The sequence below is a fragment of the Streptomyces sp. NPDC051315 genome (assembly GCF_044455165.1).
Classification (GTDB): domain Bacteria; phylum Actinomycetota; class Actinomycetes; order Streptomycetales; family Streptomycetaceae; genus Streptomyces.
The window spans coordinates 119155-142713 of record NZ_JBITEN010000011.1 but is presented as its reverse complement, the minus strand read 5'-3'; the positions used below and the strand labels follow the sequence as shown (position 1 = coordinate 142713).

Sequence of the window (23559 nt, the reverse complement as noted above, 5' to 3'; positions counted from 1 at the left end):
CGCCGCCGGGCGTCGCCCGTCTGGTGCGCCCAGGCGAAGTGGTGGACCATGCGGACAGCACGACGTGCCCGAAGTTGGCTAGGAGTAACTGGATGACGCAGGTCAAGCCCATGCGCGCGGACGCTCGCCGCAACTACGAGCGGTTGCTGAAGGCGGCGGCGGAGGCCTTCGCCGAGCATGGGGAAGGCGCGTCCCTCGACGACATCGCCAAGCGGGCGGGGGTCGGCTCCGGCACGCTGTACCGGCACTTCCCGACACGTCGGGCGCTGCTGGAGGCGGCGTACGTCGACCGCATCGAGGCGCTCGCCGTGCGCGCCGGCGAACTGGGCGAGGAGCTGCCGCCGGGCGAGGCGCTGGTGGCCTGGCTGAACGAGCTGTGCGTGGGATCCATCCAGGTACGCGGGATGAAGGCCCTGCTCGGGTCGGCCGTCACGGACGGCGACATCGCCGCGGTCACGGCCTGCGGCACGCGGGTGCGGGACGCGGCGACCCGGCTCGTCGAGGCGGCGCAGCGGGAGGGGACCCTGCGGGCGGACGTCGAGCCCGTCGACGTGCTGCGGCTGGCGCACGGCGTGTCGACGGCGGCGGAGCTGGCGAACGGGGACGGCGACAGCATCCGGCGGTACGTGTCCCTGCTGACGGAGGGGTTGCGGGCGGCACGGTGAGCGACGGCGGAGGGCGGCGGGCGTCCCGGCGGCGGGCACCCCCGGCCGCCGCTGGGGTGCCCGCCTCGCCGCCGGGGTGCCCGCCACGGTGCCGGGGAGGTCGGCGTGGTGCCGCCCCGCCGTCGGATGGTGTCCGCCGGGGTGCCGTCAGAGGGCCTGGGCCGCCGGCTTCACCATGTTGCGTACCGTCCGGGCCTTCACGAACTCGCCCATGGCCGTCATCTCCCACTCGCCGGAGAACTGGCGGATCAGCTTGGCCATCATCACGCCCGTCTGCGGCTCGGCGCTGGTGAGGTCGAAGCGGACGAGCTCCTCGCCGGTCGTGCCGTCCAGCAGACGGCAGTAGGCCTTGGCCACCTCCGTGAACTTCTGGCCGGAGAAGGAGTTGACGGTGAAGACCAGCCCCGTGACCTCCTGGGGGAGGCGGCCGAGGTCGACGGAGATCACCTCGTCGTCGCCGCCGCCCTCGCCGGTGAGGTTGTCGCCGGAGTGCTTGATCGCGCCGTTGACGATCTGCAGCTTGCCGAAGTAGCAGCTGTCGACGTGGTTGCGCTGGGGGCCGTAGGCGATGACCGAGGCGTCCAGGTCGATGTCCCTGCCGCGGTACGCCGGCTCCCAGCCGAGGCCCATCTTGACCTGCGAGAGCAGCGGACGGCCGCCCTTGACGAGGGAGACGGTCTGGTTCTTCTGCAGGCTGACGCGGCCCTTGTCGAGGTTGATCTTCCCGGCGCCGGGGGCGGGCGCGGCGGGCGGCGCGGGCGGGGCCGGGGGAGCGGCCGGCGCGGTCCGCGGGGCCGGCGGCTGCGGGGCGGGCGTGGGCGGGGCGACCGGCTGGGCCGGGGCCGGCGCGGGCTCCTCCACCGTGACGCCGAAGTCGGTGGCGATGCCGGCCAGGCCGTTGGCGTAGCCCTGGCCGACCGCGCGGGCCTTCCAGGCGCCGTTGCGCAGATAGATCTCCACGATCACCAGCGCGGTCTCGGTGCCGAGCTGCGGGGGCGTGAACGTGGCCAGGACGCTGTTGTCGTCCGCGTTGCGGATCGTGGCCGTCGGTTCGACGCCCTGGAAGGTCTGGCCGGCGGCGTCCGGGCTCGCGGTGACGACGATCTTCTCGATGCCCGGGGGGAGGGCGGAGGTGTCGACCGTGATCGCGTCGGGGGCGGTGCCGCCGCCGGAACGGTACGTCACGCCGGGGCCGCTCGGCTGGTTGTAGAAGATGAAGTCGTCGTCGGAGCGCACCTTGCCGTCGGCGGTGAGCAGCAGGCCCGAAACGTCGAGCCGCACCGGGGCGGCGACGTCCACCGTCACGCGGACGGCGGGGAGAGCAATGTTCGAGCCGGGGGTCATAGCTGTCATGCCGGATGAACGAGCGGGGGCTTTTTGCCGTTCCCTTACCGTCCCCAATCAGTGGGAGACGGGGCCGGCGGGGTGTCTGCGCCCCGTCGGCCCCGCGCCTGCGAACCGGCGTGCGCGCGGTGACGGACCCGCCTACGGCACCACCACGATCTTGCGCCCCACCCCCGCCGCGAACTGCTCCAGCGCCTGCGGATACTGCTCCAGCGGCACCCGGTCGCTGATGAAGACATCCGGATCGAGCACCCCGTTCGCGAACAGCTCCGCCGCGCGTTCGAAGCTGTGCAGGACGGCCATGGAGCCGGTGATGGTGATCTCCTGGTTGTAGACGCGGTACGGGTCGATCGTGACCCGCGTCGCGTAGTCGGCCACGCCGAACTGCAGGAACGTCCCCGCCTTCGCCACCCGCTCCAGCCCGTCCTGGATCGCCGCCGCGTTGCCCGTCGCGTCCACGACCACGTCCCAGCCCTCGGGGCGGTCCAGCTCGTCCGCGGTGGCCGCCGACCCCGACACGCCCAGCCGGCGGGCCGTCTCCAGGCGGGAGGGGTTCACGTCGACCACGTCCACGCTCGCCGCGCCCGTGCGTTTGGCCAGCTCCAGCATCATCAGGCCCATCGTCCCGGAGCCGTAGACCAGGACGTGGGCGCCGAGGCGCGACCGCAGGACGTCGTAGCCCCGTACCGCGCACGACAGGGGCTCGATCAGGGCCGCGTCCTGGGTGCGCACGTGCTCGGGCAGCTTCACGCAGTTCGCCACCGGTGCCACCGCGTACCGGGCGGCGCCTCCGGCCGTCGTCACGCCGATCGCCGCCCATCGCTCGCAGAGGTTGTTGTGGCCGGTACGGCAGTAGCGGCACTCGTGGCAGTACAGCGACGGGTCGACCGCGACGCGGTCGCCCACCGACACCTCCGTGACCTGGGTGCCGACCCCGACCACCTCGCCCGCGAACTCGTGTCCGGGCACGATCGGCAGCTTGGGTGCGAACTCCCCCTGGAGGATGTGCAGGTCGGTGCCGCACAGGCCGCAGGCGGCGACCTCGACGACGACCTCGCGCGGCCCGGGCGTCGGGTCCGGGACCTCGGCGACGACGGCCCGGCCCACGGACTCGATGACGGCGGCCTTCATTTCACGGCTCCCAACGACAGGCCCTGGACCAGCTTGTCCTGGGCGGCGAACCCCGCGGCGAGCACCGGCAGGGAGATGACGAGCGACGCGGCGCACACCTTGGCCAGGAACAGGCCCTGGCTGGTGATGAAGCCGGTCAGGAAGACGGGGGCGGTCTCGGCGACCACGCCGGTCAGCACCCGGGCGAACAGCAGCTCGTTCCAGCTGAAGATGAAGCAGATCAGCGCGGTCGCCGCGATGCCGGGCAGCGCGATGGGGGCCACCACGCGCGCGAGGACCGTCGGCAGGCGGGCGCCGTCCACCCGGGCCGCCTCGATGACCGCGACCGGGACCTCGGCGAGGAAGGACTGCATCATCCACACCGCGATCGGCAGGTTCATGGAGGTGTAGAGGACGACCAGCAGCCAGATGTTGTCGAGCAGGCCCGCGTTCTTCGCGAACAGGTAGACCGGCAGCAGGCCCGCCACGGCCGGCAGCATCTTCGTCGACAGGAAGAAGAACAGCACGTCCGTCCACTTCCGGACCGGGCGGATCGACAGCGCGTACGCGGCGGGCAGCGCCAGCAGCAGGACCAGCAGGGTCGAGGCGACCGACGCCACCGTGGAGTTGATCAGCGCCGGCCAGGGGCTCGCGCCGCCGCCCGTGCCGAAGAACTCGCGGTAGCCGTCCAGGGTCAGGGCCGCCGTGAAGGACGGCGGGTTGGTCGCCGCGTCCTCCTCCGAGTGGAAGGACGTCAGCGCCATCCACGCGATGGGCAGGAAGAAGACGATTCCCGCCAGCCAGGCCAGCAGGCCCAGACCGGTGGCCTTGCGGCGGACGGGCGCGGTGCGTGTGCTCATGCGCGGGACACCTCCTCGCGGAACAGGGACGAGACGACCCGCAGGGCGAAGGTCGCGATGACGAGCGAGCCGATGACCACCAGGACGCCCGCGGCGGAGGCGAGGCCGTTCTCGTGGGCCTGGTAGAAGCTCTGGTAGACGGTGTAGGGGAGGTTGGCCGTGCCCAGGCCGCCGGAGGTGATCGTGAACACGGCGTCGAAGTTCTGCACGATGTAGATCGACCCCAGCAGGGCGCCCAGCTCCAGGTAGCGGCGCAGGTGCGGGAGCGTGAGGTGGCGGAAGATCTGCCAGTCGCTCGCGCCGTCCACCCGGGCGGCCTCGATCTGCTGCTGGTCGCGGCTCTGCAGGCCGGCCAGCAGGATGAGCATCATGAACGGCGTCCACTGCCACACCAGTGAGGCCTCGACCGCCAGCAGCGGGGTGCTGGAGATCCAGTCGGGCTGCGGGCCGCCGACGTAGTGCAGCAGGCCGTTCAGCAGGCCGTACTCGGGGTTGTAGAGCACGTGCTTCCACAGCAGCGCCGCCGCCACCGGCACCACCAGGAACGGGGCGATCAGCAGGGTGCGGACGACGCCCCGGCCGCGGAACCTGCGGTCCAGCAGCAGGGCCAGCAGCAGGCCCAGGACCAGACTGGCCAGCACCACCGCCACCGTCAGCAGCACGGTCGTCCACACCGAGTGGCGCAGGTCCGCGTCGGTCAGGACCTGACGGTAGTTGTCGAGTCCGGTGAAGCGGCGGGCGTCGGGATAGAGGGCGTTCCAGTCGAAGAAGGAGATCACCAGCGTGGCCACGAACGGGAGCTGGGTCACGGCGATCATGAAGACGAGGGCGGGGAGCAGCGGGGCGCGGGTGGCCCAGGCGCGCAGGCGGGCGGAGGGCTGCCGCGCGGCGGGGACGGGGGTGGTGGCCACGGGGGCCGTGGTGGCGGTCATCGTCCCTCGTACTCCTTGGAGATCCGCTCGGCGAGCTGCTGGGACTTCTTCAGGGCCGACGCGACGGACTGGCGTCCGGCGATGGCCGCGCTGATCTCCTGGGAGACCTTGGTGCCGAGGTCGGTGAACTCGGGGATGCCGACGAACTGGATGCCGGGCGCGGGCCGCGGCTGCACGCCGGGATCGTTCGGGCGGGCGGCCTCGATGGCCTCCCTGGTCATCTCCTGGAAGGCGGCGGCCTCCGCGCGGTAGGCCGCGTTCTCGTACGTCGACGCGCGCTTGCCCGCGGGGACGTCGGCCCAGCCGACCTCCTCGCCGACCAGCTCCTCGTACTCCCTGCTCGACGCCCAGGAGACGAACTTCCAGGCCTTGTCGGGGTTGCGGGAGGCCTTCTGCACGCCCCAGGCCCAGGTGTAGAGCCAGCCGGAGGAGCCGGTCCTCTCGACGGGGGCGGGGGCGTAGCCCACCTTGCCCTTGACCGGGGAGTTCGCCGCTTCCAGGGAACCGGCGGCGGAGGTGGCGTCGTACCACATGGCGACCTTGCCCTGGGTCATGTTGTTCAGGCACTCGGCGAAGCCGGACTGGGCGGCGCCGGACTCGCCGTGCTCGCGGACGAGGTCGACGTAGAACCTCGTGGCCTCCTCGAACTCGGGGGAGTCGAGCCGGGCCTTCCAGTCCTTGTCGAACCAGGTGCCGCCGAAGGTGTTCACGACGGTGGTGAGCGGTGCCATGACCTCGCCCCAGCCCGGGAGTCCGCGCAGGCAGATGCCCTTCATGCCGGGCTCGGCGCCGTCGGTCTTCGCCGCGAGGTCGGCCACCTGGGTCCAGGTGGGGTGCGCGGGCATCGTCAGGCCCTGCCGGGCGAAGACGTCCTTGCGGTACATCAGGAAGGACGACTCGCCGTAGAAGGGCTGGCCGTAGAGCTTGCCGTCGTCGCCGGTGAGGGACTCGCGCATCGGCTCGAGGACGTCCTGCTCGTCGTAGGCGGGGTCCTCGGCGACGTAGGAGTCCATCTCGTGGAGCCAGCCGTTGCGGGCGTAGATCGGTATTTCGTAGTTGGAGAGGGTCGCCACGTCGTACTGGCCGGCCTGGTTGGCGAAGTCCTGACTGATCTTGTCGCGGACGTCGTTCTCGGGCAGGACGGTGAAGTTCACCTTGATGCCGGTGTCCTTGGTGAAGTGCGCGGCGGTGAGCTTCTGCAGCGTTGTCATCTGGGGGTTGTTGACCATCAGGACGTTGATCGAGTTTCCGCCCGATCCGGCCCCGCCCGCCCCGGCCCAGCAGCCGGAGAGCAGCGGGGCGAGCAGCGTCCCTGCGACGGCCAGGGCGAGCGGGGCTCGCGGTGGCCGTCGTCGGCTCTGGGTTCGCATGGATCGCTCCTGGACGTGTGGGGAGTTGAACGTGGTGGCAGGAAAGGGGGACGTATGGGGAGATGAGGGGCGCCTTGCGGGCAGGGGAGTGCCCTGGAGGGGGTGGACGGGAAGATCAGACGCGGATGACCTGCGGCCCCAGCAACGCGTAGCGGTGGGCCTCGGAGGCCGGCAGCAGGGTGCTCGTCACGATCGCCTCCAGCGCGCCGACCTCCGCGAACCGGCAGAAGCTGACCGCGCCGAACTTGGTGTGCACGCCGACGAAGACGGTGCGCCGCGCCGCCCGCACGGCCTGCGCCTTGACCTCGCTGACGGCCGGGTCGGGGGTGGTCAGACCGTGCTCACGGGTGATGCCGTTGGCGCCGATGTAGGCGAGGTCGACGACGAAGCCGGCCAGCATCCTCGTCGTCCAGTGGTCGACGGTCGCCAGGGTGCCGGCACGGACCCGGCCGCCCAGCAGCAGGACCGAGACGTTGTCGTACTCCGCCAGCGCGCCGGCGACCGGCAGGGACGCGGTGACCACGGTCAGCGGCCGGTCCCTGGGGAGCGCCTCGGCGATGAGCTGCGGGGTGAAGCCTTCGTCGACGAAGACGGTCTCGGCGTCCCCGAGGAGCCCGGCCGCGGCGGCGGCGATCCGGCGCTTCTCGGGCACGTGGCTGGTGGCGCGGAAGGCGAGGGTCGTCTCGAAGCCGGCGCTCTCCACGGGATAGGCGCCGCCATGGGTGCGGCGCAGCAGTCCGTGGTCCTCCAGGGCGCGCAGATCCCGTCGCACGGTCTCCTTGGCCACGCCCAGCTCGGCCGCGAGCGCGGTGACGTCGACGGAGCCGGCGGCGCGTGCGGCCCGCACGATCGCCCGCTGGCGTTCTTCCGCCGTCCTCGGATTCACGGCCGTCACCTGTCCTCCGCTGGTCTGCCCGTTCGGGCCCGGTGGGGCCCATGGGGGAAGTTCTACAGCGGGTCTGCGGGCGCTGACCAGGCCTCTTGCGGGCCCGATGCTGCCCGTGTGGGCCCGTTTCGCGATCGCGCGGGCCCGTCGCGGACCTGCGTGATTGTGGTGGGCCGAGTGGGAGCGGGCAGCGGTCGTGCCCGAATGCGGCGGCGGACGGGCCCGTTCGGTGCCCGCCCGCCGCTTCGACGTCGTGTTCCGGTCAGTACGGCCAGATCGGCGGGTTGCTGACGAAGTGGCCGCCCAGGTAGGCGTGCTCGATGTTGTCGGGGTCCAGCTCGCCCTGCTCGGCGATCAGCTTCTCGGCGTACGGCTCGGAGTCGTCCTGGGGCTCGTAGCCGAGCGCCCGCGCGCTGCTGAGGTCCCACCACAGCCGGGTGTTGGCGGAGGAGCCGTAAACGACGGTGTGGCCGACGTTCTCGGCGGTCAGGGCCGCGTGGAAGAGGCGGGCGCCGTCGTCCGGGCTCATCCACACCGACAGCATGCGCACGCTGGTCGGCTCGGGGAAGCAGGAGCCGATGCGCACCGACACGGTCTCCAGGCCGTGCTTGTCCCAGTAGAACTGGGCGAGGTCCTCGCCGAAGCACTTGGACAGGCCGTAGAAGGTGTCCGGGCGGCGCGGGGTGTCGACCGGGATCAGGGGGTCGTCGCCCTGGGGACGGGGGGTGAAGCCGACCGCGTGGTTGGATGAGGCGAAGACGATCCGGCCGACGCCCTCCTCACGGGCGGCCTCGTACAGGTGGTACGTGCCCTCGATGTTCGCCTTGAGGATCTTCTCGAAGGGGGCTTCCAGGGAGATGCCCGCGAGGTGGATGATCGCGTCGACGCCCCGTACGGCCTCCCGGACGGCGTCCTTGTCGGCGAGGTCCGCGACGACGGCGTCCGGCTCGCCCTCGATCGGACGCAGGTCCAGCAGCCGCAGCTCGTAGCCGTGGGCGGGGAGCAGGTCCCGCATCAGGGTGCCGAGGCCACCGGCGGCGCCGGTGAGCAGGACGGTGCGGGGAGCGGGCATCCTCGGGTCTCCTTGGTTCGACGCAGGCACAGAGCCGCATGCATGGACGATATTCACATGCGTGGACACGCTAGGGATCGTCGACACTCGCCGTCAAGGGGTGTGCCGATTCGGTGAATCCGCCTGTGGGGGGCGGTTTGTGGAGCTTGACCGGCAGTCGGAGGCGTCCTTAGGGTGACCGTGTTCAGAAATATGGACGCTGATCAGATTCTTGAGTGTTGGGCGTGCCGGCCGCGCCAGTCCGCCCCAGTCCAGGGAGAGCCCGTGACGTCAGCCCCGCTCGCCGCACGCCTGCGCGTCCCCAGCGGACCGCTGTTCTTCCCCGTCACCGCCTTCGGCCCCGACGGCTCCGTCGACCTCGACTCCTTCCGGGCCCACGTCCGCCGAGGGGTCGAGGCCGGCGCGGCGGCCGTCTTCGCCTGCTGCGGCACCGGGGAGTTCCACGCGCTCACCCCGGAGGAGTTCGAGCGGTGCGTGCGGGCGGCGGTGGAGGAGACCGGCGGGCGGGTGCCGGTCGTGGCGGGCGCCGGCTACGGCACCGCGCTCGCGGTGCGCTACGCGCGCCTCGCGCACGCGGCCGGGGCGGACGGCCTGCTCGCGATGCCGCCCTACCTCGTCGTCGCCGGCCAGGAGGGACTGCTGCGCCACTACCGTGAGGTGGCCGCCGCGACAGAACTCCCGGTCATCGTCTACCAGCGCGACAACGCCGTCTTCACCCCGGAGACCGTCGTCGAACTGGCCCGCACCCAGGGCGTCATCGGCCTCAAGGACGGGCTCGGCGACCTCGACCTCATGCAGCGGATCGTCAGCGCCGTCCGCACCGAGGCGCCCGGCGACTTCCTCTACTTCAACGGACTGCCGACCGCCGAACAGACCCAGCTCGCCTACCACGGCATCGGCGTCACCCTCTACTCGTCGGCCGTCTTCTGCTTCGCCCCCGAGATCGCCCTCGCCTTCCACCGGGCCCTCACCACCGGCGACGAGACCACCGCGCACCGCCTGCTGGACGGCTTCTACCGCCCGTTCGTCGAACTGCGCGCCCAGGGCCGCGGCTACGCCGTCTCCCTGGTCAAGGCCGGCGTACGGCTGCGCGGGCTGGACGTCGGCCGGGTCCGGCCCCCGCTGCACGAGCCGGGCGAGGATCATGTCAAGCAGCTCGCCCAGGTGATCGAGCGCGGATACGCGCTGCTCGAAGAGGACACGACGGAGGACCAGTGAAGGCGTCGACATTCGTCTACCCGTGGGACGTCAACGGGGACCCGGAGGCACCGGGCCGCATCGCCGCGCTCGGCGTGCCGCAGGTGACGCTCGCCGCCGCCTACCACTCCACCCGCGCCCTCACCCCGCGCCACCCGCGTCACCGCATCGTCACCGCCGAGCACGCGGCCGTGCTGTACCCGACGGACGAGCGCTGGGAGGGCCGCACCCTGCGCCCCTACCCGGCCGGCGACTGGGCTCCCGGCGACGCCTGGGGCGAGGCCGCCGCCGCCCTCACCGAGGCCGGTCTGGAGGTGCACACCTGGGTGGTCCTCGCGCACAACTCCCGCCTGGGCGCCGAACACCCGGACACCTCGGTCGTCAACGCCTACGGCGACCGCTACCCGTGGGCCCCGTGCATCGCGCAGCCCGCCACCCGCGCGTACCTCGTCGACCTGGCCGCCGAGGCCGCCGTACGGCCCGGCGCGGCCGGCACCGAGCTGGAGTCCCTCGGCTGGTACGGCCTCCAGCACCTGCACGCCCACGACAAGACCGGCGGGGTCGGTCTCGGGGAAGCCGGCCAGTACCTCATGGCGCTCTGCTTCTGCCCGGCCTGCCGGGAGGGCTACGGCGCGCAGGGCCTGGACGCGGACGAGCTGGCGGCGGCCGTTCGGACCGCGCTGGAGCCGCTGTGGCAGGGCGCGCCCGACGAGGGGAGTTGGACGGGCGTCGAGAAGCTCCTCGGGGAGGGGACGGCGGCGGCCACGCGCGCGTGGCGCGACGAAACCGCCCGGACCCTCCAGGAGGCGGCCGTCACGGCGGTCCGCTCGGCGGCACCGGAGGGCTTCCAGGTCCTGCTGCACGCCGACCCCGTGACCCACCACGTCGGCGCCAACCCGGGCGTCGACCCCGCGCACATCCTGTCCGTCGCGGACGGGGTCGTCGTGCCCTGCGCGGGCGGCCCCGGTCTGCTCACGCCCTTCGCCGAGCAGGGCCGTGACGGCGCCGTCGTCGCCGCCAACCTCACCGTCGTCTCCGGTATGGGCGGCAGCCCCGGCACGCTCGCCGCCGACGCGGCCCGCGCGCGGGAGCTGGGGGCCACGGAGATCCGCCTCTATCACGCCGGGTTGGCGTCGGACGGCGACCTGGCGGCCGTGCGCGAGGGGCTCAGCGCGCTCTGAGCGAGCGCCGCCAGCTGTGCCGCGCCCAGGACGACCAGCAGCAGCCGGTGGTCGACCAGTTCGACCAGGGCCGCGCCCACCGCCAGCCCGACCGCGTTCGGCGCGAACATCAGCGTGTTCGCGGTGGCGGTGACCCGCCCCAGCAGCCGGTCCGGCGTCTCGCGCTGCACGGCGGTGAGCGCGGCGATCAGCACACAGGGCAGACCCGCCCCGATCGCCGCGCCGCACGCCAGGACCACCGCGTCGGACGGCACCGCCCGCAGCGCCACCGCCACGCCGGTCAGCGCGATGCCGGCCGCCGCGAACCCCCGCTCGCCCAGCCGGCGCAGGGCGGGCCCCGCGACCAGCCCGACCGCGACCGACCCGGCGCCCTGGACGGCGTAGAGCACGCCGGTGTACGCGGGGGAGTGGCCGAGGCCCTCGACGACGGCGTAGACCAGCGCGCCGTTGACCCCCGCGAACAGCATCGTCGTACCGCCGGCCAGGACCAGGGGCCGCAGCCGCCGGTCCCGCCACAGGTGCCGGGCACCCTGCGCCGTCCGCTCCCACCGGCCCGTCGCCGGCGGCTGCGGCCTGTCCTCCCGCACCCGGACGCAGGCATACAGCAGGGCCGCGCCCAGGAAGGTCGCCGCGTCCAGGAGCGCCACGCCCGGGCCGCCCCAGGCCGTGTACACGCCCGCGCCGGCCAGTGGGGCCAGCAGCTTCATGCCCTCCAGGGCCGTGGTGCGCAGGCCGTTGAAGTCGCCCAGCAGGCCGGGGGCGACGGCGGAGGCGACCAGCGCGGACTTCGCGGCCTCGTGGACGACGGACGCCGTGCCGTACACCAGCAGGACCGTGAAGAGCAGCCACAGGTCACCCGGGGAGCCGACGGCGAGGAGGACCGGCAGCACGGCCGCGAGCAGCAGGTTGAGCGCGATCAGCAGGGGTTTGCGGCGGGTGCGGTCGGCGAGCGGGCCCAGCGCGGGACCGGCGGCGGTCGGCAGCCACAGGGCGAACGCGCACAGCGCGGACAGTCCGTCCGAACCGGTGAGGTCCTTGACCCACACACCGGACGCCAGCCACAGCGCGGACGTGCCGAAACCGGAGAGCACGAGAGCGGCCAGATGGAGCGCCGCGTCGCGGTCGCGCACCACGCGCACCACGGACCAGGTCGTCGTCTTCCTCATGCCTGGCCATCGTGGATCTAAGGAGGTCGGGCCGGCATCGGTCGGAATCCCTAGGCGGCGATGAGTTTCCGGGCCGCCGCCGGTCCACCTCCTGAGCCACCACCACGCGTGCGAAGGAGTGGCAGATGACCCACACGACCATCCCTCTCGACCTCGGACCGCAGGCCCGGATCGTGGCGCGCCTCGCGGAGGGGGTGCGGGACGACCGGCTCGCGGACGGTACGCCCTGCCCCGGATACGCCGTGCGTGCCCTCCTCGGGCACCTGACCGGGCTCGCCGTCGCCTTCCGCGACGCCGCCCGCAAGAACCTGGGCCCCACGACGGACACCGCCCCGGACACCGCCGTACCGGACATCGGCCCCGGCTGGCGCGAGGACCTGCCCAAGGCGCTCGACGAACTCGCCGACGCCTGGAGGGACCCCGCCGCCTGGACGGGCGCGACCCGGGCGGGCGGCATCGACCTGCCCGGCGCGGTCGCGGGCGCCGTGGCCGCCGACGAACTGGTGATCCACGGGTGGGACCTGGCGCGGGCCACCGGGCAGGAGTACGTGCCCGACCCGGCGGCGCTGCGGGCGTCCTACGCGTTCCTGCGGGAGAGCGCCGAGGAGACCGGCGGCGGGGACGGGATCTTCGGTCCCGTCGTCCCCGTCCCCGAGGACGCCCCGCTGCTCGACCGGGCCGTCGGGCTGAGCGGGCGTGATCCGGGCTGGACGCCGTAGCCGACGCGATGAGCACGGCGTAGACGGACGCGATCGGGGCGCATGCGACGGGAGGGGACCGTACGCTCCCCACCATGCCCCTCAGCCTCACCGTCCTCGGCACCGCCTCCCCGCATCCGGGGCCCGACCGTCCCTGCTCCGGGTACCTGCTGCGCGGCGGGGGTGCCGAGGTGTGGGTGGACGCGGGGACGGGCACGTTCGCCGAGTTGCAACGGCACACGGATCCGCGGCGGCTCACCGCGATCTGGATCTCCCATCTGCACGCCGACCACAGCGCCGACCTCCTCGCCGCCTTCTACGCGCTGGCCTACGGCGGCCTCACCCCGCCGGCCCCCGTGCCGGTGTACGCCCCGGCGGGCTGCGCCCAGCGGCTCGCCGCCTTCCTCGGGCGGCCGGACGCCCGCTCCATGAGCGGGGTTCTCGACTTCCGGCCGCTGTACGACGGGCATGCCGTCCGGCACTGGAACCTGCGGCTCACCTCCCGCGCGGTGGTCCACGACACCGAGGCGTACGGGCTGCGCGCCGAGTGCCAGGGCAGTGTCCTCGCGTACTCCGGGGACAGCGGGCCGTGCGACGCGCTCACCTCGCTCGCCTCCGGCGCCGACCTGTTCCTGTGCGAGGCCGACATCGACCGGCATCGCGATGGCGAACAGGTGCACCTGACACCGGAGGACGCCGGTGACGCCGCCCGCAAGGCCGGGGTGCGCGAGCTGGTCGTCACCCACGTCGGTCCCACGCTGACCAGGGATTGCGCGACCGCGCGGGCCGGCGTCGCGTTCGGCGGCCCGACCCGTGCCGCGGTCGAGGGCGTCACCCTCTCGCTCTGAACCTTTTTCAGCGCAACACCAACTTCCTCTGTCAGAAGCATTGACGAAACACAGGGCCCCTCCTACGTTCAACGCGTCGTACTTCGTACGTCATATATGAGACGCGATACGCGAGATCAGATACGCGACATCCGAGAGGCGCGCATGACCTCTGTGCCCACGCCGATCCCCTCCCGCACGCAGTACGTGCTGGAGGAGATCAAACGCCGCATCCTCACCGGGCAGTTGACGCCGGGCCAGGCGCTGGTCGAGACCGAGCTCGCCGCGCAGTTCGGAGTGTCCAAGACCCCGGTGCGCGAAGCGCTCAAGACGCTCGCCGGCACCGGGCTGGTCGTCATGAGCCAGTACAAGGGCGTCACGGTGCGCATGGTGGACGCGGACATGGCGCGCGAGGTCTACGACGTGCGGCTGCTGCTGGAGCCCGAGGCGCTCAGGCGCGCCGTTCGGCGCGGTGCCTCCCTGGAGGCCGCCCGTTCCGCGCTGACCATGGCCGACCAGGCGACGGACACCGCCGAACGGTCCCTGGCCAACCGCGAGTTCCACCGCGCCCTCTACCTGCCGTGCGGCAACCCGCTGCTCGGCCGGATGCTCGACGAGGTCCGCGACCAGGCCGCCCTGGTCTCCGCCGTGGCGTGGGCGGCCTCGCCCTCCTGGGAGCGGGAGGCCTGCGAGCACCGCGAGATCCTGCGGCTCGCCCTGGAGGGCGACGCGGACGGTGCGGCACGCGCTCTCCACGCCCACATCGCGTCGTTCGTGCAGCGCGCCTTCCCCGAAGCAGGGGAGACGGCGCCGGGACAGGAAGGTCAGGAATGAGCAGCGTGGCGTTCGAGACCCAACGTGCGGCCCTGGCCGATGTCGTGGCCATCCCGGTGACCCCCTTCGCCGAGGACGGCTCCGTCGACCAGGACGCCCACCGGGCCCTGTTGCGCCGTCTGCTCGACGGCGGGATCACCACCCTCACGCCGAACGGCAACACCGGCGAGTTCTACGCCCTCACCCCCGAGGAGCGCCGGACGGTCACCGAGCTGACGGTCGACGAGGCCGGCGACCGCGCCGTGATCCTGGTCGGTGTCGGACACGACGTCCCCACCGCCGTCGCCTCCGCCCGCCACGCCCGCGAGCTCGGCGCGCAGATGGTGATGGTCCACCAGCCCGTCCACCCGTACGTCTCGCAGAGCGGCTGGGTCGACTACCACCGCGCCATCGCCGAGGCCGTGCCCGAGCTGGGGGTCGTCCCCTACATCCGCAACGCGCAGCTCGCCGGCGGCCGCCTCGCCGAACTGGCCGACGCCTGCCCCAACGTGATCGGCGTGAAGTACGCCGTCCCGGACGCCGCCCGCTTCGCCGCCTTCGCCCGCGACGCCGGGCTGGAACGGTTCGTCTGGGTGGCCGGCCTCGCCGAGCCCTACGCCCCCTCCTACTTCTCCGCGGGCGCCACCGGCTTCACCTCCGGCCTCGTCAACGTCGCCCCGGCCGTCTCGCTGAACATGATCGAGGCGCTCCGGTCCGGCGACTACCCGGCCGCCATGAAGGTCTGGGAGCAGATCCGCCGCTTCGAGGAACTGCGCGCCGCCAACGGCTCCGCCAACAACGTCACCGTCGTCAAGGAGGCCCTGGCCTCCCTCGGACTGTGCCGCCGTGAGGTCCGCCCGCCGAGCCGGCCGCTGCCCGAGGACGAGCGCGCCGAGGTCGCCGCCATCGCCGCCGGATGGTCCATATGACCGAGCCCGTCGGGAAGCGCCCCGAGGAACTGCGCAGCCACCAGTGGTACGGCACCGAGGGCCTGCGGTCCTTCAGCCACCGCGCCCGTACCCGCCAGCTCGGCTACCTCCCCGAGGAACACCTCGGCAAGCCCGTCATCGCGATCCTGAACACCTGGTCGGACATCAACCCCTGCCACGTTCACCTGCGCGACCGCGCCCAGGCCGTGAAGCGCGGGGTGTGGCAGGCGGGCGGTTTCCCCCTGGAGTTCCCGGTCTCCACCCTCAGCGAGACCTTCCAGAAGCCGACCCCGATGCTCTACCGCAACATGCTCGCGATGGAGACCGAGGAGCTGCTGCGGTCGTACCCGGTCGACGGCGCCGTCCTGATGGGCGGCTGCGACAAGACGACCCCCGCCCTGCTGATGGGCGCGGCGAGCGTCGACCTGCCGACCGTCTTCGTGCCCGCCGGCCCCATGCTGCCGGGCCACTGGCGCAACGAGGTCCTCGGCTCCGGCACCGACATGTGGAAGTACTGGGACGACAAGCGCGCCGGTCTCATCGGCGACTGCGAGATGGCCGAGCTGGAGAACGGCCTCGCCCGCTCGCCCGGCCACTGCATGACGATGGGGACCGCGTCCACGCTGACCGCCGCGGCGGAGGCCCTCGGCGTCACCGTCCCGGGCGCGTCCAGCATCCCGGCCGTCGACTCCGGACACGACCGCATGGCCGCCGCGGCGGGACTGCGCATCGTCGAACTGGTCCACAGGGGCCGGACGCTGAACGACATCCTCACCCGTGACGCCTTCGAGGACGCCGTCACCACCGTCCTCGGCCTCGGCGGCTCCACCAACGCCGTGATCCACCTGATCGCCATGGCGGGCCGGGCCGGCGTGAAGCTCACCCTCGACGACTTCGACCGCGTCGCCCGCACGGTCCCCGTCCTCGCCAACGTCCGTCCCGGCGGCCAGAAGTACCTCATGGAGGACTTCCACTTCGCCGGCGGCCTGCCCGGCTTCCTCTCCCGGATCCGGGACCTGCTCCACCTCGACCGGCCGACGGTCTCGCACGACACCCTGCGCGAGCAGATCGCCGGCGCGCAGGTGCACAACGACGACGTGATCCGGCCCCGGGACAACCCGGTCGCGAGCGAGGGCGGGGTGGCCGTGCTGCGCGGCAACCTCTGCCCGGACGGCGCGGTCATCAAGCACATCGCCGCCGAGCAGCACCTGCTCAAGCACACCGGTCCCGCGGTCGTCTTCGACGACTACCGGACGATGCAGCGGACCATCAACGACCCCTCGCTCGGCATCACCGCCGACAGCGTCCTGGTGCTGCGCAACGCCGGCCCCAAGGGCGGCCCGGGCATGCCCGAGTACGGCATGCTGCCCATCCCCGACCACCTGCTCAAGCAGGGCGTGCGGGACATGGTCCGTATCTCCGACGCCCGTATGAGCGGCACGAGTTACGGCGCGTGCGTGCTGCACGTGGCACCCGAGTCGTACATCGGCGGCCCCCTCGCCCTGGTGCGCACGGGGGACTCGATCACCCTCGACGTCGAGGCCCGCTCCCTGCAGCTCAACGTGGACGACGAGGAGCTGGAGCGGCGCCGGGCGCAGTGGACGCCGCCGCCCACCCGGTACGAGCGCGGCTACGGCGCGCTCTACAACGAACAGATCACCCAGGCCGACACCGGCTGCGACTTCGAGTTCCTGGCCCGGCCGGGCAAGGTGCAGGACCCGTACGCGGGCTGACCACCGCCACCCCCGCTCGGCCAGAACCCGACCGCGCCACCGGAGAAAGCGCTTCCACGCACGACGCACGCACGACGCACGCACGAAGTACGAGAAACGGAGAACAGTCATGGCCCAAGCCGCAGCCGTGGCGAAACCGCCCGCGCCACCCCGGCGGCGCCGTGCCTCCGCCACGCCGCGCAGGCTGCCGTACCTGCTGATCGCCCCGGCGGCCCTGCTCATGCTGGGCTTCATCGCCTACCCGGTGATCAGCGTCTTCTACTACAGCCTGCAGAACTACAACCCCACCAAGCCGTGGCGAAACGGCTACGCGGGCTTCGACAACTTCGTCCACGCCTTCACCGACGACCCGGTCTTCTGGGACACGCTGACCTTCAGCGCCAAGTGGGTCTTCGTTGAGGTGGGGCTGCAACTGCTGTTCGGTCTGGCGCTGGCGCTCATCGTCAACCAGACCTTCGTGGGCCGGGCGCTGGGACGCGCCCTGGTCTTCTCCCCGTGGGCCGTCTCCGGCGTGCTCACCTCCGCGATCTGGGTGCTGCTCTACAACTCCCAGACCGGCATCACCCGTTACCTCGCGGACATGGGCATCGGCACCTACGGCACCAGCTGGCTGTCGGACACCTCCACCGTGTTCCCGGCGGCGGTCGTCGCCGACCTGTGGCGCGGTGTCCCCTTCTTCGCCATCCTCATCCTCGCCGACCTCCAGTCCGTCTCGAAGGACCTGTACGAGGCCGCCGAGGTCGACGGGGCGAGCAAGATCAAGCAGTTCTGGCACATCACGCTGCCGCACCTGAAGGACGCCATCGTCCTGTCCACGCTGCTGCGCGCGGTGTGGGAGTTCAACAACGTCGACCTGCTCTACACCCTGACCGGGGGCGGTCCGGCGGGCGAGACCACGACTCTCCCGCTCTACATCGCCAACACCTCCGTCGACGCCCACAACTTCGGTTACGCGTCCGCCCTGACCACGGTCGCGTTCGTGATCCTGCTCTTCTGCTCGATGGTCTACCTGCGGCTGAGCAAGTTCGGAAGGGAGGCCAAGTGATCACCAAGGAGGCCACCGAGGTGGCGCCCACGCCCGTGAGCGTCCCCACCGAGACCGAGCGACGGCCGCGCCGGAAGCACCGCGCCTGGGACGAGGCCCCGCGCTGGCAGATCTACCTGCCCCTGTCCATCTACCTCGTCTTCACCCTCATCCCCTTCTACTGGATCCTGCTCTTCGCGCTGCGCCCGGCCGGCTCCACCTCGCTCGTGCCCTGGCCGGTCACCTTCGACCACTTCGACAAGGTCTGGACGGACCGCAGCTTCGGCACCTATTTCCAGAACAGCCTGCTCGTCGGTGTCGCCACCCTGGTGATGACGACCGTGGTAGCGCTGGCCGGCGGCTACGCCCTCGCCCGCTTCGACTTCAAGATCAAGCAGGCCTTCATGCTGGCCCTGCTCTGCTCCCAGTTCGTGCCGGGCGCGCTGCTGCTGGTCCCGCTGTTCGAGATCTTCGCCGAGCTCCAGATGATCAACTCGCTGGGCAGCGTCATCCTCGCGGAGACCGTCTTCCAGCTGCCGCTGTCGATGATCCTGATCAGCAACTTCATCAAGAACGTGCCGTACTCGCTGGAGGAGGCGGCCTGGGTCGACGGCTGCAACCGCATGACGGCCTTCCGGATCGTCGTCCTGCCGCTGCTGCGCCCCGGACTGATCGCCGTCGGCTCCTTCGCCTTCGTCCACTCCTGGAACCACTTCCTGTTCGCCCTGATGTTCCTGAACAACCAGGACAAGCAGACGATCCCGGTCGGCCTCAACACCCTGATGAGCGCGGACAGCGTCGACCTCGGCGCGCTCGCCGCGGGCGGCATCATCGCGGCCGTCCCCGTCGTGATCGTCTTCGCCTTCATCCAGAAGTGGCTGATCACGGGCTTCAGCGCGGGGGCGGTCAAGGGATGAGAGCACGTCACATCGCCGTCGTGGCGGGGACGCTGGGGCTGCTGTGCGTCCCGGCCCACGCCGAGGCCCGTGACATCAGCCGCGACACCCTCGCCCCGAACGACGGCTGGGCCTCCGCCGCGGGCGGCACCACGGGCGGCGCGGCCGCCGACGACGCCCACGTGTACACGGTCACCGACCGCGCCGGCCTGGTCCGCGCCCTCGACCACGGCAGCGACACCCCGAAGATCATCAGGATCGCGGGGACGATCGACGCCAACACCGACGACGACGGCGACCACCTGGACTGCGCCGACTACGCCACCGACGGCTACGACCTGAAGAAGTACCTGGCCGCCTACGACCCCCGCACCTGGGGTCCGGCCAAGCCGAGCGGCCCGCAGGAGGAGGCCCGCCAGGCCTCCGCCGCCCGGCAGGCCGAACGGGTCGTCCTGCCCGTCGGCTCCAACACCACCATCGTCGGGCTGGGCAAGGGCGCCGTCCTCAAGGGCGCCAGCCTCCAGGTCAGGAACGCGGACAACGTCATCCTCCGCAACCTCGACCTGCGCGACGCCCACGACTGCTTCCCCGTCTGGCAGCCCAACACCGGCGGCCTCGGCGACTGGAAGACGGCGTACGACAACGTCTGGCTGGCCGGCGCGACGCACGTGTGGGTCGACCACGTCACCGCCTCCGACAAGGGCCACCCCGACGCGGCCGAACCCACCTACTTCGCCCGCAACTACCTCCGCCACGACGGCCTGCTGGACATCACCAACGGCTCCGACCTGGTCACCGTCTCCTGGAGCCGGTTCGCCGACCACGACAAGGCGATCCTCATCGGCAACGGGGACACGGCGACCGGCGACCGCGGCAGGCTGCGGGTCACCCTGCACCACAACACCTTCGAGTCGGTCGTCCAGCGCGCGCCGCGCGTCCGCTTCGGACAGGTGCACCTCTACAACAACCGGTACGTGGTCCACGAGGACGACGCCGACTACCGCTACTCCCTGGGTGTCTCCACCGAGTCCGCCCTGTACGCCGAGAACAACGCCTTCCACACCCCCGGACACGTGGAGGCCGCCGACCTGGTCAAGAGCTGGAACGGCACCGCCCTGCACCAGAGCGGCACCCTGTTCAACGGCTATCCGGTCGACCTGCTCGCCATATACAACGCCTACAACAGCGGCAGCGAGCGTGATCTGACGGCGGACGCCGGCTGGACGCCCACCCTGCACACGAAGATCGACAGCGCCGGGACGGCCGACCGAGAGGTGGCACGCGGCGCGGGCGCAGGGAGGATCCCATGACCGTACCCATCGTCCTCGCGGGTGCGCGCGGTCACGGCCGCTGGCACCTGGACAACATCCGCCGCCTCCAGGACAAGGGCATCGTCCGCCTCGCGGGTGTCTGCGAGCTGACCCCGCTCGCCCCGGACGAGATCCCGGAAGGGCTGGGCACGCCCGAGCAGTCCGCCGACTTCGGCGCGCTGCTCGACTCCACCGGCGCCCGGATCGCCGTCGTCTGCACCCCGATCCCCACCCACACCGACCTGGCGCTGACCGCGGCCCGCAAGGGCGTGCACCTGCTGCTGGAGAAGCCGCCGGCCCCCTCGTACGCGGAGTTCCGCCGGATGGCGGACGGGGTCGCCGAGGCGGGCGTCGTCTGCCAGATCGGCTTCCAGTCGCTGGGCTCGCACGCCCTGCCCGCCATCCGCGAGCTGATCACCGACGGGGTGATCGGCGAGGTGGCCGGGATCGGCGGGGCCGGCGCCTGGGCCCGCGCGGAGTCGTACTTCCGGCGGGCGCCCTGGGCGGGCAAGCGGCGGCTGAACGGCGTCGACGTGATCGACGGCGCCCTCACCAACCCGCTCGCGCACGCCGTCGCCACCGCCCTCGCGCTCGCCGGAGCCACCCGCGCCGAGGACGTCACCGGCATCGAGACCGAGCTGGCGCACGCCAACGCGATCGAGTCCGACGACACCTCCTGCGTGCGGGTCACCACCGCCGACGGCCGCCCGGTCGTCGTCGCGGCCACCCTGTGCGCCGAGGACCCCGACGACCCCTACGTGCTCGTCCACGGCAGCCGTGGCCGGATCACCTTCTGGTACAAGCAGGACCGCGTCCTGCTCCAGCGCGCCGACCACGGCCCCGAGGAGTTCGAGTACGGCCGCACCGACCTGCTGGAGAACCTCGTCGACCACCTCACCGACGGGGCCGAGCTGCTGGTCCCGCCGGCCGTGACCGAGGCGTTCATGCGGGTCGTCGAGGCGATCCGGGTCGCCCCCGACCCCGTGCGGCTCCCCGAAGGCACCTGGCACCTGCTGCCCGACGAGGACCGCCGGGTGGTCCCCGGCATCGACGGGCTCGTCGCGGCCGCCGCCGACACCCTCGCCCTCTACTCCGAACTGGGCGCCGCCTGGGCGTCCCCGACCGCGCATCCGAAAGAGGTGAGCACCTGATGACGGCACCCGACGCACCGGTCGTCCTGCGCGTCGCGGGCCGCCCCGTCGGCCGCTACGTCACCCGGCCCGAGCTGCCCGCGCGGCTCTCCCCGCGCCCCTACGTGCACCCCGTCACCACCCTGGCCGGCACGGCGGTCACCGAACTGAGCCCGGTCGACCACACCCACCACCTCGGCGTCGGTGTCGCCGTTCCCGACGTCGAGGGGCACAACTTCTGGGGCGGGCGCACCTTCGTCCGTGACCAGGGCCCGACCGAGCTCGACAACCACGGCGCCCAGCGCCACATCGGCTTCCAGCTCCGCGACCCCGACGGCTTCGTGGAGGAGCTGCGCTGGGTGGCCGCCGGAGCCGAGCTGCTGCGCGAGCGCCGTACCGTCGCGGCCACCGGACTGACCGACTCCGCCTGGGCACTGGACTTCACCTTCTCCCTCACCAACGTCACCCCGGACCCGGTGACGATCGGCAGCCCCGCCACCAACGGGCGCCCCGGCGCGGCCTACGGCGGCTTCTTCTGGCGGGCCCGCAAGGAGGACACGGCCCCCGACGTCTTCACCGCCGGCGCCGAGGGCGAGGCCGAGGTCCACGGCACCCGCGCCGACTGGCTCGCCCTGGCCGGCGCCGGCTGGACGCTCGTCTTCGCGGGCGCCACCGACGCCACCCGCCGCGACCCCTGGTTCGTCCGCACCGCCGAGTACCCGGGCGTCGGCTCCTCCCTCGCCTCCGCCGAGCGGCTCGCGATCGCGCCCGGCGACACCGCCGTCCGCCGCGTCGTCACCGTCGTCGCCGACGGCCGTCTTGCCCGGGACGAGGCGGCGGCCCTGGCACGGAAGGCGGTCAGCCAATGACACGCGAGACGTACGAGAACCCGGTACGGAACGAGACGTACGAGAACCCCGTCCTGAACGCCGACTGGTCCGACCCGGACGTCGTGCGGGTCGGCGACGACTTCTACCTCACCGCCTCCAGCTTCGGCCGCGCCCCCGGCCTGCCGCTGCTGCACTCGCGCGACCTGGTCAACTGGACCCTGGTCGGCCACGCCCTCGAACGCCTGGAACCCGCCGACGAGTTCAGCGGGCCCCGGCACGACTGCGGTGTGTGGGCCCCCTCGCTCCGGCACCACGACGACCGCTTCTGGATCTTCTGGGGCGACCCCGACCGGGGCATCTTCCAGGTCAACGCCCCGCGGATCAGGGGCCCCTGGAGCCGACCGCACCTGGTGAAGGAGGGCAAGGGCCTGATCGACCCCTGCCCGCTGTGGGACGACGAGACCGGCGAGGTCTACCTGGTCCACGCCTGGGCCAAGTCCCGCTCCGGCGTCAAGAACCGCCTCACCGGCCACCGTATGCACCCCGACGGCACGTCGTTGCTCGACGAGGGCAAGCTGATCGTCGACGGCGACCGCATCCCCGGCTGGTTCACCCTCGAGGGCCCCAAGCTCTACCGGCACGACGGCTGGTTCTGGATCCTGGCGCCCGCCGGGGGAGTGGAGACCGGCTGGCAGGGCGCCTTCCGCGCCCGGGACTTCTTCGGCCCCTATGAGCAGAGAATCGTCCTGGAGCAGAAGGACACCGACGTCAACGGCCCCCATCAGGGCGGCTGGGTGCGCACCCCGTCCGGCGAGGACTGGTTCCTGCACTTCCAGCAGCGCGGCGCGTACGGCAGGGTCGTCCACCTCCAGCCGATGCGGTGGGGTGCGGACGGCTGGCCGGTCCTCGGTGACGACGGGGCCCCCGTCACCGTCCACCGGCGCCCCGACCTGCCGCCGCAGCCGTCCGCGGCGCCCGCCACCGACGACGACTTCCCCGGCGGACGCTTCGGCCGCCAGTGGTCGTGGACGGCCAACCCGCAGGACGGCTGGGCCACCCAGCACTCCGGGGACGGACTGCGGCTGAGCTGCGTCCGCACGGCCGACGCGCACGACCTGCGCAGACTGCCCAACCTGCTCACCCAGCGGCTGCCCGGCACGCCCTCGGCGGTGGAGGTGGAGCTGGAACTGCGCGGTGGGGAACCGGGCGCCCGGGCCGGCCTCTCGGTCCTCGGGGACGCCTTCGCCTGGATCGGGCTGCAACGCGGGGCGGACGGGACGGTCCACCTCGTGCACCGGTTCGCGGAAGCCGTCGCCGAGCGGGAACGGGACGCCGGCCACCCGCGGCCCGCCCCGCGCGGACGCGCCCGGCTGCGCGTGGAGATCGGCACCGGCGCCCGCTGCCGCTTCGCCTACGACGTCGGCGACGGCCTGCGGTACTCCGGTCCCGTCTTCGCCGCCACCCCCTGGCGCTGGGTCGGCGCCCTGCTCGGCCTGTTCGCCCTCGCCCCCGAGGGAGCGGGCGACGCCGGGGCGGCCACGTTCACGGAATTCCGGATCAGACCCCTGTAATCCCCCGTAGTTGTA

General features: G+C 72.3%; 22 protein-coding genes. 14 read left to right on the top strand and 8 right to left on the bottom strand.

Features of this window, described 5'->3' with window-relative positions; all coding sequences use genetic code 11:
• Window positions 1–92 precede the first annotated feature (92 nt).
• Window positions 93–665, top strand: a complete 573-nt coding sequence (locus ACIBBD_RS22020; protein ID WP_399421169.1) for a TetR/AcrR family transcriptional regulator — start codon at window positions 93–95, stop codon at window positions 663–665.
• A gap of 147 nt (window positions 666–812) precedes the next feature.
• Here the strand turns inward: ACIBBD_RS22020 and ACIBBD_RS22015 are convergent, their stop codons facing one another.
• The 7 genes from ACIBBD_RS22015 to ACIBBD_RS21985 form a co-directional block, all read right to left on the bottom strand.
• A complete protein-coding gene (locus ACIBBD_RS22015) occupies window positions 813–2009 on the bottom strand; it encodes a TerD family protein (protein ID WP_399421309.1) in 1197 nt (398 codons plus the stop codon).
• A gap of 141 nt (window positions 2010–2150) precedes the next feature.
• Complete coding sequence (locus tag ACIBBD_RS22010; RefSeq protein ID WP_399421168.1) at window positions 2151–3140, bottom strand: zinc-dependent alcohol dehydrogenase family protein; 990 nt, start codon at window positions 3138–3140, stop codon at window positions 2151–2153.
• Window positions 3137–3979 carry a carbohydrate ABC transporter permease gene (locus ACIBBD_RS22005; protein WP_399421167.1) on the bottom strand — a complete coding sequence of 281 codons (843 nt, stop codon included), beginning with the start codon at window positions 3977–3979 and terminating at the stop codon, window positions 3137–3139. Before ACIBBD_RS22005 ends, ACIBBD_RS22010 begins: the two co-directional genes overlap by 4 nt.
• A complete protein-coding gene (locus tag ACIBBD_RS22000) occupies window positions 3976–4911 on the bottom strand; it encodes a carbohydrate ABC transporter permease (protein WP_399421166.1) in 936 nt (311 codons plus the stop codon). The genes ACIBBD_RS22005 and ACIBBD_RS22000 overlap by 4 nt, the downstream gene beginning before the upstream one ends.
• Window positions 4908–6281, bottom strand: a complete 1374-nt coding sequence (locus ACIBBD_RS21995; RefSeq protein WP_399421165.1) for an ABC transporter substrate-binding protein — start codon at window positions 6279–6281, stop codon at window positions 4908–4910. Before ACIBBD_RS21995 ends, ACIBBD_RS22000 begins: the two co-directional genes overlap by 4 nt.
• 115 nt (window positions 6282–6396) lie before the next feature.
• Window positions 6397–7167 (bottom strand): DeoR/GlpR family DNA-binding transcription regulator, encoded by a 771-nt coding sequence (locus ACIBBD_RS21990; protein WP_399421164.1) that lies wholly within the window; start codon window positions 7165–7167, stop codon window positions 6397–6399.
• A 262-nt stretch (window positions 7168–7429) separates the two neighbouring features.
• The gene (locus ACIBBD_RS21985; RefSeq protein ID WP_399421163.1) at window positions 7430–8239 is read right to left on the bottom strand and encodes an NAD-dependent epimerase/dehydratase family protein; all 810 of its coding nucleotides are present in this window, start codon (window positions 8237–8239) and stop codon (window positions 7430–7432) included.
• A gap of 264 nt (window positions 8240–8503) precedes the next feature.
• Between ACIBBD_RS21985 and ACIBBD_RS21980 the strand changes: the two genes are divergently transcribed.
• Together ACIBBD_RS21980 and ACIBBD_RS21975 are read left to right on the top strand one after the other, a co-directional pair.
• Window positions 8504–9457, top strand: a complete 954-nt coding sequence (locus ACIBBD_RS21980; RefSeq protein WP_399421162.1) for a 5-dehydro-4-deoxyglucarate dehydratase — start codon at window positions 8504–8506, stop codon at window positions 9455–9457.
• Window positions 9454–10617, top strand: coding sequence for a hypothetical protein (locus ACIBBD_RS21975; protein WP_399421161.1), 1164 nt, complete (start codon window positions 9454–9456; stop codon window positions 10615–10617). The genes ACIBBD_RS21980 and ACIBBD_RS21975 overlap by 4 nt, the downstream gene beginning before the upstream one ends.
• On the opposite strand, the gene ACIBBD_RS21970 is transcribed toward ACIBBD_RS21975, so the two are convergent.
• Window positions 10554–11783 (bottom strand): MFS transporter, encoded by a 1230-nt coding sequence (locus ACIBBD_RS21970; RefSeq protein WP_399421159.1) that lies wholly within the window; start codon window positions 11781–11783, stop codon window positions 10554–10556. The genes ACIBBD_RS21975 and ACIBBD_RS21970 overlap by 64 nt on opposite strands.
• Window positions 11784–11908: 125 nt before the next feature.
• Between ACIBBD_RS21970 and ACIBBD_RS21965 the strand changes: the two genes are divergently transcribed.
• The 11 genes from ACIBBD_RS21965 (at window position 11909) to ACIBBD_RS21915 (ending at window position 23544) form a co-directional block, all read left to right on the top strand.
• Window positions 11909–12502 carry a TIGR03086 family metal-binding protein gene (locus tag ACIBBD_RS21965; RefSeq protein ID WP_399421158.1) on the top strand — a complete coding sequence of 198 codons (594 nt, stop codon included), beginning with the start codon at window positions 11909–11911 and terminating at the stop codon, window positions 12500–12502.
• Between the two features lie 74 nt (window positions 12503–12576).
• Window positions 12577–13329, top strand: a complete 753-nt coding sequence (locus ACIBBD_RS21960; protein WP_399421157.1) for an MBL fold metallo-hydrolase — start codon at window positions 12577–12579, stop codon at window positions 13327–13329.
• A gap of 144 nt (window positions 13330–13473) precedes the next feature.
• The gene (locus tag ACIBBD_RS21955) at window positions 13474–14142 is read left to right on the top strand and encodes a GntR family transcriptional regulator (protein WP_399421156.1); all 669 of its coding nucleotides are present in this window, start codon (window positions 13474–13476) and stop codon (window positions 14140–14142) included.
• On the top strand, window positions 14139–15050 hold the full coding sequence (locus ACIBBD_RS21950) for a dihydrodipicolinate synthase family protein (protein ID WP_399421155.1): 912 nt from the start codon (window positions 14139–14141) through the stop codon (window positions 15048–15050). Before ACIBBD_RS21955 ends, ACIBBD_RS21950 begins: the two co-directional genes overlap by 4 nt.
• Window positions 15038–16783, top strand: a complete 1746-nt coding sequence (gene araD, locus ACIBBD_RS21945; protein WP_399421154.1) for an L-arabinonate dehydratase — start codon at window positions 15038–15040, stop codon at window positions 16781–16783. The genes ACIBBD_RS21950 and araD overlap by 13 nt, the downstream gene beginning before the upstream one ends.
• Before the next feature lie 109 nt (window positions 16784–16892).
• Window positions 16893–17828: a carbohydrate ABC transporter permease gene (locus ACIBBD_RS21940; protein ID WP_399421153.1), complete on the top strand. Its 936-nt coding sequence runs from the start codon at window positions 16893–16895 to the stop codon at window positions 17826–17828.
• Complete coding sequence (locus ACIBBD_RS21935) at window positions 17825–18724, top strand: carbohydrate ABC transporter permease (RefSeq protein WP_399421152.1); 900 nt, start codon at window positions 17825–17827, stop codon at window positions 18722–18724. The genes ACIBBD_RS21940 and ACIBBD_RS21935 overlap by 4 nt, the downstream gene beginning before the upstream one ends.
• On the top strand, window positions 18721–20013 hold the full coding sequence (locus tag ACIBBD_RS21930; protein WP_399421151.1) for a polysaccharide lyase family 1 protein: 1293 nt from the start codon (window positions 18721–18723) through the stop codon (window positions 20011–20013). The genes ACIBBD_RS21935 and ACIBBD_RS21930 overlap by 4 nt, the downstream gene beginning before the upstream one ends.
• A complete protein-coding gene (locus tag ACIBBD_RS21925) occupies window positions 20010–21164 on the top strand; it encodes a Gfo/Idh/MocA family protein (RefSeq protein ID WP_399421150.1) in 1155 nt (384 codons plus the stop codon). The genes ACIBBD_RS21930 and ACIBBD_RS21925 overlap by 4 nt, the downstream gene beginning before the upstream one ends.
• Entirely contained in the window at window positions 21164–22012 is an 849-nt protein-coding gene (locus ACIBBD_RS21920) for a PmoA family protein (RefSeq protein ID WP_399421149.1), read from the top strand. The genes ACIBBD_RS21925 and ACIBBD_RS21920 overlap by 1 nt, the downstream gene beginning before the upstream one ends.
• Entirely contained in the window at window positions 22009–23544 is a 1536-nt protein-coding gene (locus ACIBBD_RS21915; RefSeq protein ID WP_399421148.1) for a family 43 glycosylhydrolase, read from the top strand. Before ACIBBD_RS21920 ends, ACIBBD_RS21915 begins: the two co-directional genes overlap by 4 nt.
• Window positions 23545–23559 lie beyond the last annotated feature (15 nt).